Origin of the sequence: Escherichia sp. XD33, from assembly GCF_019375075.1 — a bacterium.
GTDB classification, from domain to species: Bacteria; Pseudomonadota; Gammaproteobacteria; order Enterobacterales; family Enterobacteriaceae; genus Enterobacter; species Enterobacter flexneri_A.
In genome coordinates, this window is record NZ_JAENDM010000003.1 from 1 (window position 1) to 18,862 (window position 18,862).

Annotated in this window: 13 protein-coding genes, 1 pseudogene and 1 CRISPR repeat array; of the genes and pseudogenes, 8 read left to right on the forward strand and 6 right to left on the reverse strand. The window is 43.6% G+C overall.

From position 1 onward, the window contains the following. The 6 genes from K0778_RS02875 to K0778_RS02900 form a co-directional block, all read left to right on the forward strand. A partial coding sequence (locus K0778_RS02875) for an IS1 family transposase (RefSeq protein ID WP_214290693.1) occupies positions 1-309 on the forward strand: 309 nt, incomplete at its 5' end. Between the two features lie 788 nt (positions 310-1,097). Beyond that, the gene (gene stbA, locus K0778_RS02880) at positions 1,098-1,484 is read left to right on the forward strand and encodes a plasmid stabilization protein StbA (protein WP_001039463.1); all 387 of its coding nucleotides are present in this window, start codon (positions 1,098-1,100) and stop codon (positions 1,482-1,484) included. 8 nt (positions 1,485-1,492) lie between these two features. Beyond that, positions 1,493-1,684, forward strand: coding sequence for a hypothetical protein (locus tag K0778_RS02885; protein ID WP_000861580.1), 192 nt, complete (start codon positions 1,493-1,495; stop codon positions 1,682-1,684). A 77-nt stretch (positions 1,685-1,761) separates the two neighbouring features. Further along, entirely contained in the window at positions 1,762-4,701 is a 2,940-nt protein-coding gene (locus tag K0778_RS02890) for an AAA family ATPase (RefSeq protein ID WP_049100257.1), read from the forward strand. Next, positions 4,698-6,122, forward strand: coding sequence for a M48 family metallopeptidase (locus K0778_RS02895; protein WP_023285886.1), 1,425 nt, complete (start codon positions 4,698-4,700; stop codon positions 6,120-6,122). Before K0778_RS02890 ends, K0778_RS02895 begins: the two co-directional genes overlap by 4 nt. Before the next feature lie 186 nt (positions 6,123-6,308). Next, entirely contained in the window at positions 6,309-7,277 is a 969-nt protein-coding gene (locus tag K0778_RS02900) for an IS5-like element IS903B family transposase (protein ID WP_153520312.1), read from the forward strand. A gap of 187 nt (positions 7,278-7,464) precedes the next feature. Here the strand turns inward: K0778_RS02900 and K0778_RS02905 are convergent. From K0778_RS02905 to K0778_RS02915, 3 genes and pseudogenes are all read right to left on the reverse strand, one after another. Beyond that, positions 7,465-7,631: pseudogene (locus K0778_RS02905) on the reverse strand (transposase domain-containing protein); the annotation flags it as partial. Positions 7,632-7,870: 239 nt separating this feature from the next. Further along, positions 7,871-8,434 (reverse strand): inovirus-type Gp2 protein, encoded by a 564-nt coding sequence (locus K0778_RS02910; protein ID WP_063084858.1) that lies wholly within the window; start codon positions 8,432-8,434, stop codon positions 7,871-7,873. A 1,207-nt stretch (positions 8,435-9,641) separates the two neighbouring features. Continuing rightward, positions 9,642-11,465, reverse strand: a complete 1,824-nt coding sequence (locus K0778_RS02915; protein WP_001242276.1) for a hypothetical protein — start codon at positions 11,463-11,465, stop codon at positions 9,642-9,644. 100 nt (positions 11,466-11,565) lie between these two features. On the opposite strand from K0778_RS02915, the gene K0778_RS02920 reads away from it, so the two are divergent. Together K0778_RS02920 and K0778_RS02925 are read left to right on the forward strand one after the other, a co-directional pair. Then, entirely contained in the window at positions 11,566-11,814 is a 249-nt protein-coding gene (locus tag K0778_RS02920) for an AlpA family transcriptional regulator (RefSeq protein ID WP_001349431.1), read from the forward strand. A 15-nt stretch (positions 11,815-11,829) separates the two neighbouring features. Beyond that, positions 11,830-13,395 (forward strand): DUF3987 domain-containing protein, encoded by a 1,566-nt coding sequence (locus tag K0778_RS02925; protein ID WP_063084857.1) that lies wholly within the window; start codon positions 11,830-11,832, stop codon positions 13,393-13,395. Positions 13,396-13,618: 223 nt separating this feature from the next. Here the strand turns inward: K0778_RS02925 and K0778_RS02930 are convergent, their stop codons facing one another. From K0778_RS02930 to clpS, 3 genes are all read right to left on the reverse strand, one after another. Continuing rightward, positions 13,619-14,827: a tyrosine-type recombinase/integrase gene (locus K0778_RS02930; RefSeq protein WP_000279862.1), complete on the reverse strand. Its 1,209-nt coding sequence runs from the start codon at positions 14,825-14,827 to the stop codon at positions 13,619-13,621. Positions 14,828-15,044: 217 nt separating this feature from the next. After that, positions 15,045-15,250: direct repeats of the CRISPR family, unit length 28 nt; unit sequence TTTCTAAGCTGCCTGTACGGCAGTGAAC. 210 nt (positions 15,251-15,460) lie between these two features. Further along, positions 15,461-17,737: an ATP-dependent Clp protease ATP-binding subunit ClpA gene (clpA, locus tag K0778_RS02935; RefSeq protein ID WP_000934040.1), complete on the reverse strand. Its 2,277-nt coding sequence runs from the start codon at positions 17,735-17,737 to the stop codon at positions 15,461-15,463. A 30-nt stretch (positions 17,738-17,767) separates the two neighbouring features. Then, complete coding sequence (clpS, locus tag K0778_RS02940; RefSeq protein WP_000520781.1) at positions 17,768-18,088, reverse strand: ATP-dependent Clp protease adapter ClpS; 321 nt, start codon at positions 18,086-18,088, stop codon at positions 17,768-17,770. Positions 18,089-18,862 lie beyond the last annotated feature (774 nt).

Genomic DNA, 18,862 nt, shown 5'->3' on the forward strand with positions numbered 1-18,862 from the left:
ATACGGAGGACGGTTGTGGCGCACGTCTTCGGTGAACGCACTCTGGCCACACTGGAGCGTCTTCTGAGCCTGCTGTCGGCCTTTGAGGTCGTGGTATGGATGACGGATGGCTGGCCGCTTTATGAATCACGCCTGAAGGGAGAACTGCACGTTATCAGCAAGCGATTTACGCAGCGCATTGAGCAGCATAACCTGAATCTGAGGCAGCATCTGGCAAGGCTGGGCAGGAAGTCACTGTCGTTCTCAAAATCGGTGGAGCTGCATGACAAAGTCATCAGGCATTATCTGAACATAAAACACTATCAGTAAGTTGGAGTCATTACCCAGCTCATCGCGCAGTGAGCCAAAATCCGCATCTGAAGCACGGTCAAAAAGGTAATCCAGTTTGCGATTTACGTCGCTCAGCTGGTTGGTAACTATTTTCAACCCGGACTCCAGATCACCTGGGCCAGCTTCAAGGCAGCGCCGCAGATACTCTGACCGATTACCACCTGAAACCAGGTCTATATAGGCCAAAAGTTCATCTGATACTTTTGCGGTTATTGTTGGCATCCAGTCCTCACTTTGTGCATTTTTTAAACGAAAAAAGGGTGTCTAATACGGTGAAATCATAGTATTACCAAAGTAATAAATAAAAATTGTTTTAAATCAGTAGGTTAGATTAGATTTGTAATACCTGGGTAATACCGCAGCATGGCTAAATTTGGTTTTTTTTCTTTTAAATCAGTTGGATAGCGTGATTTATCACGCTGCGTTAGGTGTATAGCAGGTTAAGGGATAAAAAATCATCTTTTTTTGGTAGGGCGATCTCCGTAGGTTAAGGGTCATTTGGCTAAAAAGCGTCCTATTCTTTGATGGTCATGCTTGCATGACCATCTGAGCAACCAAAAACTACAGATAAACTACAGATAAACTACAAAAAACGTTTTGCCTTAGTATTGGAAGACTACAAATAGACTACAATAAAACTACAAAGAAACTACAAAAAACATAACAGACTACAAATAGACTACAAGAATACTACAGATAAACTACAAAACTCGATTGACCCCTTCTTACGAGTGTTGTAGAGTCATTTTCATACAACGGAGGGGGTTATGAATAAACCAGCAGATCTGAAACCCCGCAACTTATCGGCTGCTGTCAGATTGCGCCTAAATGAAATCGAGAACTGGCTGGACAGAGGGCTAACGCGGCATGAAATTGCTGAAATCCTCGACAGCGAATACAGCTTTTCGGTAACAGCCAAAGGGCTTGAGATGGCACTGTATAGAACGCGGCAAAACCGAAAAAATGTATTGCACAATACACATGATAAGAGTAGCGCGAAGGGTGCAGCGGAAAGTGTATTGCACAATACACAACCGTCTGAGCCTGAAGCGCAGGAAAGTGAAAAAGCAGAGAGTCCCGGCATTATTGATAAAGAATTCTTCAATAAAATCGGTGAGAATTTCGACCCTAAGAAGTTCAACAAAAAATTCTGAGGTGATTTATGAAAGTAGCGGTAATTAATTACAGTGGCAGTGTTCGTAAAACCTTAATTTCATCTTACCTGTTAGCTCCGCGCCTGACTGGTGCAAAGTTCTATGCGGTAGAGACTATCAACCAGTCTGCTTCCGATCTGGGTATTGAAAATGTGACCAGTTTTAAAGGTGACGACTTCTCACGTTTGATTGAGGGGTAATGACTCCAACTTACTGGTAGTGTTTTAGCGAAGTTAAGTGACACAATAGTTTAATCTGGAGGAATTAATGAAGAGTTATGAGTAATTTTAATTTTCTAACAGACATCAGCCCTGAACTCGCTCAATTTGGTAAAAGTGCCGAGCTGTATTGCCATGATGATAAGCAGGTAGCACTAGTGAAACTTAGGTGTTTTACTGAAGTAGTCGTTGGGGAAATTTATTCACGTTTATCGCTAACCCCACCTGTTCGTGATGATTTATATAATCGACTGCGCAGCTACGAATTCAAGGACGTTGTCAGTGATAAGGGAATCTGGGCCAAATTAGATGTATTGCGACATAAAGGTAACAAAGCCGCCCACTCTAGCAATGGTTCAGACGAGATTTCCCTCAATGAAACACTCTGGTTAATCAAAGAAGCTTATTTAGTCGCCCGTTGGTATGCTCAAGCTATTCTCAATAAGCCTATCACTCCGCCAGAGTTTGTTGATCCGGTAAAACCTATCGATCATACATCTCGCTTAGAAGCAGAGTTAGAACGGCAACGTCAAGAACTCAATAAACGAGAGGCTGAATTAAAGACCCAGCTTGCTGATAATAGTGATAAATATCAACAACAGACGAGTGAGCTAATAGCTCAACTAGACGAAAAAAACGACACACTTTCCAATGTAAAAAAAGAGCAAGCACTATTACAGATTGAACTTGAACAAAAACAAAAAGATCTAGTCGCTTCACAACAAGCCTTCTTTGATTACAGGACGCGTGAAGAGTTTAAACAAGCTAGTATTTCATCAGCTTCAAGCTTTGATCTTGATATGGAAGTGACGCGCCGAAATATTGATATATTTGATTGCTTTGAAGGAGTAAGTTTAACTAAAGGTCAAAACCAAATAGTTAAGCAAATAAATGAGTTTCTAACCGATACCAAACAAAACGTATTTTTACTTAATGGTTATGCAGGTACAGGTAAAACATTTATAACTAAAGGAATTACTCAGTACCTAGAAAGAATTGGTCGTGAATTCGCTATTATGGCCCCGACGGGGAAAGCCGCGAAAGTGATATCAGACAAAACAATGCAACCTGCCAGCACTATTCACCGCGTGATATACAATTACGACAACGTGAAAGAGTACAAAGTTGACGGTGTGGAAGGGTCTGAAACTTATCGTTGCTATGCTGACCTTAAAGTCAATGTAGATACTGCCGAAGCTGTTTATATAATTGATGAAGCGTCAATGGTTTCTGACAGATATTCCGATGGTGAGTTTTTTCGTTTTGGGAGCGGATATTTATTAAAAGACTTGCTCAAGTACATAAATATTGACCACAACGATCATAATAAGAAAGTTATTTTTATTGGTGATAATGCACAGTTGCCACCTGTTGGAATGAATACGTCACCAGCGCTAGATGCCAGTTACCTTAAAGAAAATTATCAAGTCGCTGTGGCTTCAGGGTACTTGACTGAAGTTGTTCGTCAAAAAGGTGATAGTGGTGTTTTGAACAATGCTGCCATGTTGCGTGACGGTTTAGAGCAAAATCTTTTCAATAAACTGAAATTTGAAGTTAATGATCATGATGTATTTAATTTGTCCTCGGAAAATCTACTTAGCACTTATCTAGACTCATGTGATAGAAAAGTTAGCCGTACAGGAGAAAGTATTATTATTGCTTCTTCAAACCGACAAGTAGCTGAGTATAACCGTTTGGTTAGAGAGTACTTCTTTACTGGTCAACAGCAAATGGTCGCGGGAGATAAAGTCATTTCGGTAGCAAATCACTATCGAGCAGACGCTTGTATTACCAATGGTGAATTTGGAATGATCAAGGAAGTACTATCTCCTCATTCTGAGTTGATTAGTGTTGACATTAGCGTCAAAGGTGACACTGGTGACATGGTTAAGCGAAAAGTAAATCTGAGTTTTAGGGATGTGATTCTAGGCTTTCGCAACGACTACGGTGAACCATTCTTCTTTGAAGCCAAAATTGTAGAAAACCTACTTTACAATGATCAGCCGACCTTATCGTCAGATGAGCACAAAGCACTCTATGTTCACTTTTTAAATCGACACCCAGAACTGAGACGTAAAGGTAATGAACAAAAGCTTAGAATTGCATTATTGCAAGATCCTTATTTCAATGCTTTCAAACTTAAGTTTGGTTATTCCATTACTGGACACAAAGCACAGGGTAGCGAATGGAAAACTGTTTTCTTACAGTGTCAAACACACCAAAAAGCCTTAACTAAAGATTACTTCCGCTGGTTATACACCGCTATAACGAGAACTTCTGGCATCCTGTATGTAATGAATCCACCTCAGTTGCGCTTAGGAGATGGAATGAAAATAGCAGGAGCGTACCAACCCAAAGCAGTAAACCTAGACAATTCTGCTCCTGAAGGCGTTGAGGTTGTGCGACCAAGTACCGAAGCAACGAACTCAGTAGCCACAGCGAAGTTTGATTTTCAGACTGACATCCCGCAACTTAAAAAGCTATACCAACTTGTTGATGCATGTATTGAAGGTACAGGGATTACTGTAGTGGATGTCCTTCATTATAACTATCAAGATCGTTACATCTTGCAGCGCGGGAATGAGCAGGCTTCGATAAGTTTCAATTACAAGGGTAACTGGAAAGTGTCTGGCGTAAAGAGCATTACTCAAGATGGGTTCGATGTTGAACTCATGGCTTTGCTTGGTCAATTAGAAGGTACTTTGCTCGATGTACCTGAGCCTTCAAAGGATACTCAGTTCCATTTTTCAGAGCCATTCTTAGAAGAGTTTTATCTAAATGTAATGGATCAAATCAACAGTGTTGGAGCTGATATAAGCAAAATTGAATCTCGTTCATTTTGTGAAAGATATGCATTTGTTAAAGGCAATGAGTTGGCGGTAATTGAGTTTTGGTACAACAAGTCTAGCCAGTTTACTAAAGTTCAACCTATGCCTCAGCTTAGTAATTCCACAAGGCTCATTGACGAAATAATATGTCAAATAGGTGTGCTTCTATGAATGAGCCAGCTAATCGTACAGTAAATAATTTGAGAAAGAGCGGAGACCTGCAAGGGGCTTGGGAGTTTGGTTTTCAAGCGTTGCAGGCAGCTCCCCAAGATACTTACTTGAAAGGTGCTTTATTTTGGGTGTGTTATGAGTTTCTTAAGCACCAGCTTGAAAATCTAAATAAGCGAGCGAGTTCTTCAAACAACTATCGTCCTACTGATTTTGAATTTGAGCAAATAGAGAACTTGCTGCAAACCATAGTAAATTTAGATATTGCTACTGGCGGCCTAGAGTACAAAATGCTGCTGGTTCAGTTTAAGAAGAGTTTGGAATGGTTTCCAACCTTGATTCACCTTGTGCTTCGACATCAAACTGTACTATTTGATGATGAGGCTAAAACACCTTTTCAAGCTGAAAAAGGTGAAGTGCCAAGTTTGATGCTCTCAACAGCACGCCAAGTGGCGAGTGCATGGCTTAGAGCACGAGAGTATTGGCATCTAGATCTTAACCAAGTGATGGCATTTATTAACCAAACACGCGAGCAAGCCTCTGACACTAAACATATGATGTGGCTTGATTACGACCAAGCGAAGTGCCTTGTTGTTGCGGGCCAATACGATCAGGCTCGCGAACTCATTCTACCCATTTTAAGAAAGAAGCAAAAAGAGTCTTGGGCTTGGGGAGCGTTGGCTGCTACTTATTCAAAACAAGATCAGCGTTTAGCAATGAAGTTTTTTGCTAGGGGAATAGTATCCGCACATGACGTTACTTTTAGTTTACGTTTATTACAGGGAATTATTCCTTTATTACTTGCAAATCAACAGCAAGCTGAAGCCTCAATGTGCCTAAAAACGGCTATTGCGGCTTATCAAGCCCATGGGTGGAAGCTAAAGCAAGAGCTAGAACAGCTATCTATGCAGGCTTGGTATGATTCTGGTGTCGATGAGAAGCAACTGAGTCCTTTTTTAAACTCTATTTCTCACGACGCTTTAAATTACTTGCATGGGCCGATGGAGAAGGTTGTTGCTATCGTAGAGAATATCCATAAATCCGGTAAAGGCTTTCAAGTATTCGTAAATAAGTCGACATCACTATCAGTTCGCATGGGGGTTCATAAAGGTAAGCAGAAACCTCAGGCTGGTGACTATGTCGAGCTATCCGTAGCGAGTGTTGATGGAAACAAAGAAGTAGTAGCTTCCTCATCGTCCAAGCAAGTAGATATGGCTGATGTTTCGTATGTAGAGGGTACGCTTCGAATAGCACCCAAAGGCTTCGGATTTGTCGAGGATACTTTTGTTCCTCCCTTTGTTATAGGTAATTTAAAAAATGAAACAAAAGTCAGAGCACTCCGTATCATGAGTTGGGACAAATCTAAAGCTCGCCACAACTGGAAAGCGATTAAGTTAACGGAACTAAATTTTAATGAATACTAAGTCACTTTCCGGCGAAATCGAGTTAGGACAGGCTCAAGAATTAGCCGAGGTCGAATAATGGCAACCCGAGTAGAAATGATTATCGAAACGCTCAAGGCGAACCCCGACAAGAAGTTTACTGCTCGGGATTTAGCCAAAGAATTTGTGCTTCGATGGCTTTGTTGAATAAATCGAACTTTTGCTGAGTTGAAGGATCAGATCACGCATCTTCCCGACAACGCAGACCGTTCCGTGGCAAAGCAAAAGTTCAAAATCACCAACTGGCCCACCTACAATAAAGCCCTCATCAACCGTGGCTCCATAACTTTCTGGCTGGATGATGAAGCTATTCAGGCCTGGTATGAGTCAGCAACACCTTCTTCACGAGGCAGACCTCAGCGCTATTCTGACCTTGCCATCACGACTGTGCTGGTCATTAAACGCGTATTCAGGCTGACCCTGCGCGCTGCGCAGGGCTTTATTGATTCCATTTTTTCTCTGATGAACGTTCCGCTACGCTGCCCGGATTACAGCTGTGTCAGCAGGCGGGCAAAGTCGGTTAATATCAGTTTCAAAACGCCCACCCGGGGTGAAATCGCACACCTGGTAATTGATTCCACCGGGCTGAAGGTCTTCGGTGAAGGCGAGTGGAAAGTCAAAAAGCATGGCCAGGAACGCCGCCGTATCTGGCGTAAGCTGCATCTCGCCGTTGACAGTAAAACACATGAAATCATCTGTGCAGACCTGTCGCTGAACAACGTTACGGACTCAGATGCCTTCCCCGGGTTAATCCGGCAAACCCACCGGAAAATCAGGTCAGCCGCCGCCGATGGCGCTTACGATACCCGGCTATGTCACGATGAACTGCGGCGTAAGAAAATCAGCGCGCTTATCCCTCCCCGAAAAGGTGCGGGTTACTGGCCCGGTGAATATGCAGACCGTAACCGTGCAGTGGCTAATCAGCGAATGACCGGGAGTAATGCGCGGTGGAAATGGACAACAGATTACAACCGTCGCTCGATAGCGGAAACGGCGATGTACCGGGTAAAACAGCTGTTCGGGGGGGCACTGACGCTGCGTGACTACGATGGTCAGGTTGCGGAGGCTATGGCCCTGGTACGAGCGCTGAACAAAATGACGAAAGCAGGTATACCTGAAAGCGTGCGTATTGCCTGAAAACACAACCCGCTACGGGGGAGACTTACCCGAAATCTGATTTATTCAACAAAGCCGTTGCCAAACCTGAAATAACACTTAGCTGTGATGATTCGCTATTACCTATCGATAGCTTCGGAAAACATAAATTAAAAATTCCCAGAGGAGTACTATTATCGTTAGCATTACCCGAACGCCGTATTAACGGTTATTTATTGGTAAGTGCTACGTTCCATGGCAAGAGTTCATCAACAGGTTGGAAGGCCATTCCGGCAAAACTCTCAGTATATGGCGCAGATACCATTCAGACAGCAGGTCCCGCTCAGCCCGTACAGTAGAGCGCCGTTCACTACCGTAATCGCTACCGAAGAACACATTGATTGCCCCTCAATAATCCTGCTGTTAACATCAAAATTGTTGGTCGGGCTCGATTTATTTAATTGTGTAAACAGGGTCTCTCAGAGAAAGGCCCTTATGCATCACCTGACGTTAAAAGTCACTACACCCAAGATGACGTTCAAAGTGTCATAGTCCCCTGCGCTGAGGACAAAACTACGCATTAACGACAAATCCACGCGATAACTTACGATGGTTCGGGCATAAGCCCCCGTAATTCAGTTATGTCGTGGTCGGCCGCGGTTACTTTTTTCGGGAAGCCTGCTACGGCCCAGAATAATACCGTGTTCTTTCTGATCTTGTTTAGCCAGGTAGCTGAGGGCGTAACGTAAGTCGTCTACCGCAGACTTATCACTATAGTGAATCACGTGATCGATACGCACCGGGTATTTATCTTTAGCCCGGCACAGGTGAAAATAACCCTCCCCTTCCGTGATCCGCCTCCAGATATCTCCCAGTTGCCTGGATATCCGATAAGATTTCTTGTGACGTTGCCCATCTAGGTAACCGATAAAATGAATATGAAGTCCCTTGTTTTGTGTATATTCCATTACCCAGTAATATCCCGCCAACATCGATTGGGTTTCGCTAAGTAAACGGTATATTTCCATACACATACTGTGCTTACAGGAATGCCCGAAACTGGGCGTGTCTTTCCTGTAGGCAAAATCAATTCTGAAAGGTAACAGTTTAGAAAAACGTTGAAACAGACCTTCCATGTGTTCATTCACATCTTTCAGAATCGCGAAATTCATTTCGTAATTGGGGTTAGCATTATACATTTTATAGTCCTTACTTTATAAAACTCACAGGAAGAGGAAATTATGTAAATGCTGAGAGTACAGAAACGCCGTACCACTGCATTAATAAACTGGGTAACCAGTATGCAGACAACCTGTTAAAACTGTTTTGTATTACCGCATCGCTGTAACAAGGTAATACTTCAGAATTCAGTGAGGCTCTCTTAAACAGAGGACCAGTAAGAATTACAATGGTAAAAACACACCTCATAGAATTGAGTTTAAGGAAGCACCATTCACTCAACCTGACATTCACAAAAGTCAGTACCAGGTGGCCTCAGGTAACATCGCTATTAATATTATCCTGCCATTAAGTAAAAACAGAAACTCTGTGAGGAAGTCTCACCAATATTTGACCAGTAGCATAAAGAATAACGATATGAGAGATACGCCCACACCAGAGATGATTACCCCATACAAAAAGATAATATTTATTAATACCACCGAACCTCAATAGAGTAATAACAAACTAATAGCGTTTTGGCACACACTTAACACTAACTATGCACCAGACACACACTCAGGATTAACATTCCCAACACTTATGGTACTCTCAAAGAGTATAATTCACCACACAGGTAAACTCTCACACCAGTAGTATGGAGATAATGCTGTACACATACTTACAGAGTAAAGTGTACAGTTAGCATACAGTGGCGAGCAGACATTACAACATAAAGACATAAGATAGCATAATAAGAACATAACAAAACTCCCACTAATAATACTAATTAACCTTAATTCTTTTTTGAACAGGAAATCAACATTGCTCCAGACCTCTTCAGGTCATACACTTTTGTATTGGATGTTCAATGTGTACTTCTGCACAAACAAAAAAATAAAACCCGCAAAATAAAATATCAGCCCCAAAAATACAGCGTGAAACACCACGTTATGGATATGTTTTCATATCACCAGAAGCATATTTCACACATACAATACAGAAACAATTCATCATATAATCAGGGTTACTGTTCACTCCTCTCGGTTATCCGCGAGACGATAAAACATGACACTAATCACAAAAACGAGAGATAGTATTTGCGAAATATAAACAACATAAAAATCAATGCGTTGCGATTTTTTATTTTTTCAGACATGCATGCCCCCTCTGCTATTGTTGCTAGCCGGCTAGCAACAATAGCAGGGATATACAAACATCGGATGCCAAAAACACGTTCCGATAATATCATCGAGGATCTGACTGGTTGTTTTTAGTATCATCACCACAAATGATGGTTAATGCGTTGTAGATCAGTCTGCGTCTGTTCTTGTTTTCAGCATTATTTCCATACAACATCATGACGTTTTTAATATCATCAACCGGTGATATTACATAATCAACCAATACGCCAAGCTTCTCAATACATTGCAGTAAAGTATATTTGTGTCTGCCCGTAAATAATCCTATCAGGTTTTCTTTACTTTCACGACTGGATAATATTTTGTTCTCTGTAATTAATTCAGCCAACGTTTCACCATCGTAAACACGTTCTTTATCTATCAGAATATTTATCTTATCTAACGCCCTCTCTACATTATCAAGAAGACCTGTAATATACGGAGGCTGAATATCTGACTTTGTACTAATATTTGCAAGCATCGAATTATACATTTTAATGACACGCATCAGAGTAAAATTATTCGCATCATATTGTATTTCATCTTCATTATACGCAGGATCCGTCACGACCCTTAAGTCCATAAATGCATCCTGATAAGCTTTTACATAATCAAGTAATTCGAACAGTGAACCATGCTTTATTTTCTCCCTGTTTAATTTGATCTCCAGCGCTATCCTGAGAACTGAAAAAGCGCCGGGAAGATACCCAGAAGGTAACTCGTATTTTGGGGATTCATCATAAAACCGAAGAGCTTTGTGGAGTTTGTTCCGCCGAATCAGATAAATAAGGACGGCCAGTAACATGTAGCACCTGGTCACATAACCACGGGCATTCTGCAACTGTTCAAAATAATTAATAATGTTTTCCAGATATACATCATCATAACTTTTCTTATCAGAAAGATTAAACACCATATCTTTTAAAGATTCGATATATTCTTGTGATTTATCATCAAGTGACACAATATAACGAGTTAATGCTCCTTTGGGGCCACTCTCAAACTCATGAAACCGTTCAAGTAATGCTCTTGCATAAGGCGTTGTGTCAAAAATATTAAAATCATAAAGATAGCGTGCAGCGTAGCCATACAACCCATGTACCCAAAGCCCTTCTCTTATCAGCACTCTGAGATAATATGCAATACTGTCAAGTATCTTTACCTTCCGTTGCATATCAAGCAAAATACTTAATGAATAAAATGCATAATAGAACTTGTCAATGTTGTTGAGTATTCTGTCCAGCTCACTCTTATCAAGCTTCTTCTCTCTGTAATCCTTCTTGTATTCATTCTTACAGGCCTTTATATATTGTTTCATAAGGCTCTTCCTTTTACCGTACCCTTTTCGAATAGTTCCCTGGTATTTTCCCAGCTCATACATTTTTCCGTTTTCCCGAAAATCTTCTCTGTTAAATCCCAGTTCAGCAAGATACTCCCGGAGATAACGTTTAACGGCAGCCTCATCGCTTTCTGTACCAGAGTAATCCAGGCAGGGACAATATGATTTTTGCAAAAAATTATAGATATGATAATAAAACCCTGTTTCATTCTCCGGACGATATGTGTTATATATATCCAGCACAATAAAAACAACTCCAAAGCTTTTCAGAAAATAGTTACGGATATATTCGGACTTTAATGTTGAATACACAGGGTAAGAATTCATCATGTAATAAAAATATTCATACCGGGAAAATATAATTCGCCGTTGTTCCAGACTATACACCCCTTCAGCATCAATAATGTGACTGAGCTCATTATAACGTTGATCCCAGAATCTTTGATGCGCTCCAAAATCAGTACTCTTCCGCTTATCTCTCGGACTCTCTCCTTCCTTAAACAACTCAAAAACTGTACAAATATCATACAAAAGATTTGTAAACATGCGCATCTGCTCTGATCTCCGGTTGGTTTCCGTTTTATCACAGGGGACATTCTGGCCTTAACGTAGCAAATTAATGACATAGCCTTCAACTCACATGGAGAACAATATGTCAACCCAGACCGGACATTTTTATACCCCCTCACGCATCCTGCGTATGGCTGAACTTACCCGACTCCTTGGTATATCAAGATCGACCATCTACGAAAAAATGAATCCGGCATCAAAATACTACGATGCCACCTTTCCCCGGCCTGTCCGGCTTGGGAGTTCGGCTGTAGGCTGGCGGGCATCTGCCATTGATGAGTGGTTAACTTTACATACAACACCAACCAGATCCGTAACTAAGGATAAATAAGGAAAACTGTACGCCATGACAAAATTATCCCCCCCTGAACTTGACATAACTAAACTGCCTGACAGGTGCCAGGCATTACTTGATGAAATGCATGAAGAAACGGGAATAAGCCGTGAAATACTGCTGTCTGTTATGCTGACGGTCAAGGCTGCCTCGGTCCAGGATACGCATGAAGTTGAACTTTCTGGAGGGCAGCGTACCAGTCTTCAGATATATATGTGTCTTTCATCAGCATCAGGCAGTGGAAAAACCTCTGCCTGCGCAAAATTAATCGCCCCTGTTCATGAAACAGAAGAAGAACTACATCAGGCATATATCGACGATAAAAAAAACTATGATCGCATGATGGAAATGTGGACAACAGATAAAAAAATCCTGGAGCGGAGATATAAAAAGGAAATGGAAAGATCCCCGGAAAATGCTGCTGCTGCACGAGCAGCGCTTGAAAAGTGTATAGCAAATAAACCCGTACCTCCCGTACAACAGGTTCTCATCGTGAATGACGCGACACCAGAAGGGATAGCTTTGAAACTCAGCCAGTCACCTTCTCTTCTGTTGCTGTCTGATGAAGGAGGAACTATTCTGGATAAGCGTTTCGAACGCAAATCGGCGCTGTACAACACATTATGGAGTGGGCAACCAGTCACCGTAGAACGGGCATCCAGACCCGGGTTCCGGGTAAAGGATTCCCGTCTCACTATGCTTATACTGACTCAACCGGTAATATTTGATAAGTTTTTTACTCTCACTGGCGACCAGATCCGGGGCAATGGCTTTCTGGCCCGGGTGCTATTTTGCGAACCCGGAGCAAATAAAATAATGACGACAGAACCGCATACTGCCACTCCTGTTGTAACGCAGCAATGTGCAACCTGTTTTCATGAGAAAAGTTTTGGCAGTCAGATCAGAGACTCTCTGAGAGCGTCCCGGGAAAGGCGTGCAAAAGGTGAGCAACGCATCCGCATGACATTATCACACGCAGCATCCCACGATCTGGAAATCTTTCACGAAGAAAATATGAGTGCTGTCAGGCAGAACCCACGTATGACCACTTTCGAAGACATTATCGTCAGGAAAAGAGAACAGGCTGTTCGAATAGCCGCACTTCTGGAGCTGGAGAACAATCCACATGGTACAGTAATAACACGAGAAAGTATCAATAGTGCTATTTATCTCGTTGATTTTTATTTTCAGCATCTTATATCCAAACTGGAATCACTTCGGGAAATATCTCCTGCAGAAAAACTGGATAAATGGCTCAGAGAAAATATCATCCGGGTAAAAGGATACGAATATCAAAAAAGCCATATACTACAATATGGTCCATATGCTCTCAGGAATAAATGTGTTCTTGATGAAGCACTTGAGATACTTGCAGAACAGAAAAAAATCGTAATTGATTATTCAATCGGCCAAAAAATCATTTATATCGGTGACGCGATTACACCTTGTGAATTAGCAAATGAGGCAAACATCCCGATAATGGAGCGTGGAATGTTTATAGTCTGTTGGGACCATAAGCTGAATAAGTACAGAAATGAAGAACAGACTAAAATATGGAACATAACTACAAAAAATTAAAGTTCCCGTCTTTTATCATTCAGTTACCAACCTGAATATCTGAAACAATGCCAGACATCGGTTACAGACTGGCATTGTTTTTATCATTCAATTTATAAACTACAATATTACGTATTATTTTTACATTTATGTCATTGCAAATATCAGACAAACAAGCATTATAACTCAATAAGTATATTTTTCGTGATTACAGACGACATCTGCAAATCTGTGAGATGTGATTTCATCGCTGGTTTTCCATAATCTGAGACATCACATAATCCGCCCATGCCTGCATCATCGGTATACGCTGATCCAGCAGATCAGTCCGGTGATATGCCGCCTCAACCTTATTTTTCAGCGTATGGGCAAGCGCCCTTTCCGCCAAATCCCGCGAATATCCCTGTTCGCTACACCAGTCCCTGAATGTTGAACGAAAACCATGTGCTGTAGCCACTCGTCCGGGTATATCACTGATGGCCTTCTTTTTACGCAGAAAACTCGTCAACACCATATCTGAAAGGATCTGCTGCTTTCTGGGAGAAGGAAACACCAGTTCGTCATGCAGACCACGTATATTTTCCAGAACGTGAATGGCCTGTCGGGATAAAGGAACACGATGCTGTATCCTGGCTTTCATTCTTTCTGCGGGTATCGTCCATATCCGCTTATGAAAATCAATTTCAGCCCAGCGCATTCCCCTTGCTTCGCCCGAGCGGGTTGCTGTCAGTATCACCATTAATAACAGTGCCCGGGTAACATTATAAGGTTCATCTGTATACACACTGGTCGCCACAAAAAGCGGTAACTGCCTCCAGGGCATTGCCGGCTGGTGTTCATCACGTCCTCTTGATTGCTGTGGAAGCAAATGATCAACCACATCAACAGGATTCGCCACACAAAAACCATGCGCCCAGCCCCACTGCATAACAACATGAATGCGCTGTTTAACCCGGCTTGCCGTTTCTGACAAGGTTAACCAGACTGGACGCAGTGTTTCTGCCACGTCCGCAGCCGTAATCGAATCCAGCGTTTTTGCTCCCAGTTGAGGAAACGCGTAATTCTCAAGCGTCGATAACCACTGCCTTACATGCTTTGGATTTTCCCATCCAGGAGACAGTTCTGCATGTACACGCCGGGCTGCATCGGCAAATGTTGGGATAACAACTTTTTCAGCTTCAGCCTTTTTAATCTCCAGAGGATCATCACCTGCAGCAAGTTGCTCTCGCATTATCCGGGCAGTACGTGCAGCTTCAGCAATACTGACCTCAGGGTAAGTTCCCAATCCAGCATTACGCCTTTTTTGTGTCACCGGACTTACATAACGAAAAACCCATTTACCCCGCCCCTTTACTGAAGAAGGATGAAGAGTCAGTCCTGTAATTCCCCCATGGGGCAATGGTTTGTCATCAGGTTTGATATGCCTTGCTTTAGTATCCGTCAATACTGCCATACGCTAATTCCTGTTACTCTGGTATGCCATCCAGTATGCCATTAGTCTCTCACTTCACTAAGAATACATTAGATAACATCGGACAGCAAAAATTGTAATGCATTGTTTATAATGAGGTTATATAACACTCCCGGATTAAGTCAGATTTATTTCAGGCGGTCCCCCTCACCGCCATATTTAAAGAAGAGCTCGTACGAAAGTGCGAGCTTTTTTTTCGCATTTTATCTGTCTGTACGGCAGTGAACATGGTGGGTGGAGTATGTTACCTGTGAATTTCTAAGCTGCCTGTACGGCAGTGAACGCCAACTTTCACAGCCTTTGCAAGATTGTTCCTTTCTAAGCTGCCTGTACGGCAGTGAACGTTCGCTGCAACCGCTAGCCAAGACGGTAGGTTTTTCTAAGCTGCCTGTACGGCAGTGAACTCAAATACTACACGTTTAGCCCGTTGTTAATAAAGCAAAACCATCCCATTCTCCTGCAGCACCCTTTTTTATCCTTACCTTCCAGCAGCACTAATTATCAACAACTTACCTTCACCTCCAAAAATAGGGTTTTCACCGTTCCACCCCATAAATAAAAAGTCCGTAACCTCTTTCGAGATTACGGACTTGACCAACCTACCTGACAATCAGATTAATGCGCTGCTTCCGCCTTGTGCTTTTGTGCACTCTGGAATCCGTAAGTCAGCTCATTTTTCGCTTTATCCAGTGCGACGGTGACCTGACCGCCGTCCACCAGCGAACCAAACAGCAGTTCGTTGGCGAGCGGTTTTTTCAGGTTGTCCTGGATGACACGCGCCATCGGACGAGCGCCCATTGCCCGGTCGTAACCTTTCTCGGCCAGCCAGTTACGCGCTTCCTGGCTCACTTCCAGAGAAACACCTTTCTGATCCAGCTGAACCTGCAACTCGACGATGAATTTATCCACCACCTGATGGATCACGTCGGTTGACAGATGATCAAACCAGATAATGTTGTCGAGACGGTTACGGAATTCCGGTGTAAAGATCTTCTTGATCTCTTCCATCGCATCGGTGCTGTTATCCTGGTGGATAAGACCAATGGATTTGCGCTCAGTTTCCCGTACCCCGGCGTTGGTGGTCATCACCAGCACCACGTTACGGAAGTCTGCTTTGCGTCCGTTGTTATCGGTCAGCGTACCGTTATCCATCACCTGCAACAGAATATTGAACACGTCCGGGTGCGCTTTCTCGATTTCGTCCAGCAGCAGCACCGCATGTGGATGCTTGATGACCGCATCAGTCAGCAAACCGCCCTGATCAAAACCAACGTATCCCGGAGGCGCACCAATAAGACGGCTGACGGTATGGCGTTCCATATACTCGGACATATCAAAGCGCAGAAGCTCAATGCCCAAAGCTTTCGAAAGCTGTACCGTCACCTCTGTTTTCCCGACCCCGGTAGGGCCGGCAAACAGGAACGAACCAACCGGTTTATGTTCGTGACCTAAACCTGCACGCGCCATCTTAATGGCTTCAGTCAGCGCCTCAATGGCTTTATCCTGACCGAAGACCAGCATTTTCAAGCGATCGCCGAGGTTTTTCAGGGTATCACGATCACTCTGAGAAACACTCTTCTCTGGAATGCGTGCAATACGGGCCACCACGGACTCAATATCCGCCACATTAACGGTTTTCTTGCGTTTGCTTACCGGCATCAGGCGTGCGCGAGCGCCCGCTTCGTCGATAACATCAATGGCTTTATCCGGCAGATGACGATCGTTAATGTATTTCACCGCCAGCTCTACCGCCGCACGCACCGCTTTTGCGGTATAACGCACGTCGTGGTGCGCTTCATACTTCGGTTTCAGGCCATTGATGATTTGAACAGTTTCTTCGATCGACGGTTCAGTAATATCAATTTTCTGGAAGCGACGCGCCAGAGCACGGTCTTTCTCGAAAATGTTGCTGAACTCCTGATAGGTTGTCGAACCAATTACACGAATTTTACCGCTGGAGAGCAACGGTTTGATTAGGTTAGCCGCATCGACCTGACCACCAGACGCTGCACCCGCACCGATAATGGTGTGGATCTCATCAATAAACAGGATGCTGTTAGTGTCCTGCTCCAGCTGCTTGAGCAACGCTTTAAAACGTTTTTCAAAGTCGCCGCGATATTTTGTGCCCGCTAACAGAGAACCGATATCGAGAGAGTAAATCGTACAGTCAGCCATCACTTCCGGCACATCGCCCTGAACAATTCGCCAGGCAAGACCTTCCGCAATCGCGGTTTTACCGACACCAGATTCCCCCACCAGCAGCGGGTTGTTTTTACGGCGACGGCAGAGAACCTGAATAGCACGCTCCAGCTCCTTCTCACGACCAATCAGTGGGTCGATTCCGCCCACGCGCGCAAGCTGATTCAGGTTCGTCGTGAAATTCTCCATACGTTCCTCCCCACCAGCTTGTTCTTCGCTGTTTGGCTGGCTGCCAGGATCAGAAGACTGTGTCGGCTCGTCTTTACGCGTGCCATGAGAGATAAAGTTCACCACATCGAGACGGCTGACTTCATGTTTACGCAACAGATATGCCGCCTGCGACTCCTGTTCGCTAAAGATAGCGACCAGAACGTTTGCACCGGTAACCTCATTGCGACCGGAGGACTGGACATGGAAGACCGCACGTTGCAGTACACGCTGAAAACTCAGCGTCGGCTGTGTGTCGCGCTCCTCTTCACTGGCAGGCAGAACGGGTGTGGTTTGTTCAATAAAGGCTTCCAGTTCCTGACGGAGCGCAACCAAATCCACAGAACACGCTTCCAGCGCCTCCCGGGCAGATGGGTTACTGAGCAGCGCCAGTAACAAGTGCTCGACGGTCATAAACTCATGACGGTGCTCGCGCGCTCTGGCGAAAGCCATATTTAAACTGAGTTCCAGTTCTTGATTGAGCATAGGCACCTCCCCCAATTTTTATGCCTGCATTCAGGCTTTTTCTAGCGTACACAGCAATGGATGCTCATTCTCCCTCGCGTACTTGTTCACCATCGCCACTTTGGTTTCTGCAACCTCGGCGGTAAAGACTCCGCAAATGGCCTTCCCCTGGTAGTGAACAGCGAGCATCAATTGCGTTGCACGTTCTACATCATAAGAAAAGAATTTTTGTAACACGTCAATAACAAACTCCATCGGAGTGTAATCATCATTGACTAATATCACTTTATACATAGATGGCGGTTTTAGCGCGTCGCGAACTTTTTCTTCCGCCAGTTGATCAAAGTCCAGCCAGTCGTTCGTTTTACCCATTGTCAGTTATCATCTTCGGTTACGGTTATCGGCAGAACGCCCTGCCGCTGACAAGAGCTTATTTGCCTGACCAATCTACTCCACATGATAGATAACTATCATTTATATCATTTAGTTAATTAGTCTTTATTTTTCATTATGTTGCAAATAACAAGCCCGTCAAAAACAGTGATATTAACTACACCATTAACTACACCGCTTCACGAACAATATCGAACAACCGCGAACAAAGATCAACACGCTTTAATCATTATCATTTTCCGGCTATCCGTCATGAAGCTGGTGGATGATCTGCGTGGTGATTTCCACCATTCAGAGCAGGGGCGGTCATCATGACCATGCCATAACAAAAACCCCATATTCGTGGTTTTTCTGTGTCGGGGCTATTCTGCTGTTGCCGTGCTGGTGGATATTCTCCGGTATGCGGCTCCCCATATCGGCATCAGGCCCACCAGCGTGAAGCGTTTTTCATTTTTCGCGGGTATAAAAAATCGATGGGGCGGGCAGTCCTGAAGACGTCAGGGTACAGAGATTTGACCCGCCCCTCCCTGTGCATGAGCACAATAAGTAACCGAAGGCGGAATTCCGCCCTCGGTACTTACATATGAGAAACGATATTTCTTCCACCGATACCCTTTATTTGGGTATCGCGAGTAAGCCCCAAAATCTGGGTGTTACTCTTACTACCCAAACTACGGGTAGTTTCCGTAGTTTCATGGTCGAGTTGCAAATCTGCAACTCACCCACCAGCCAACGCAATTTTGCGTTATCGGG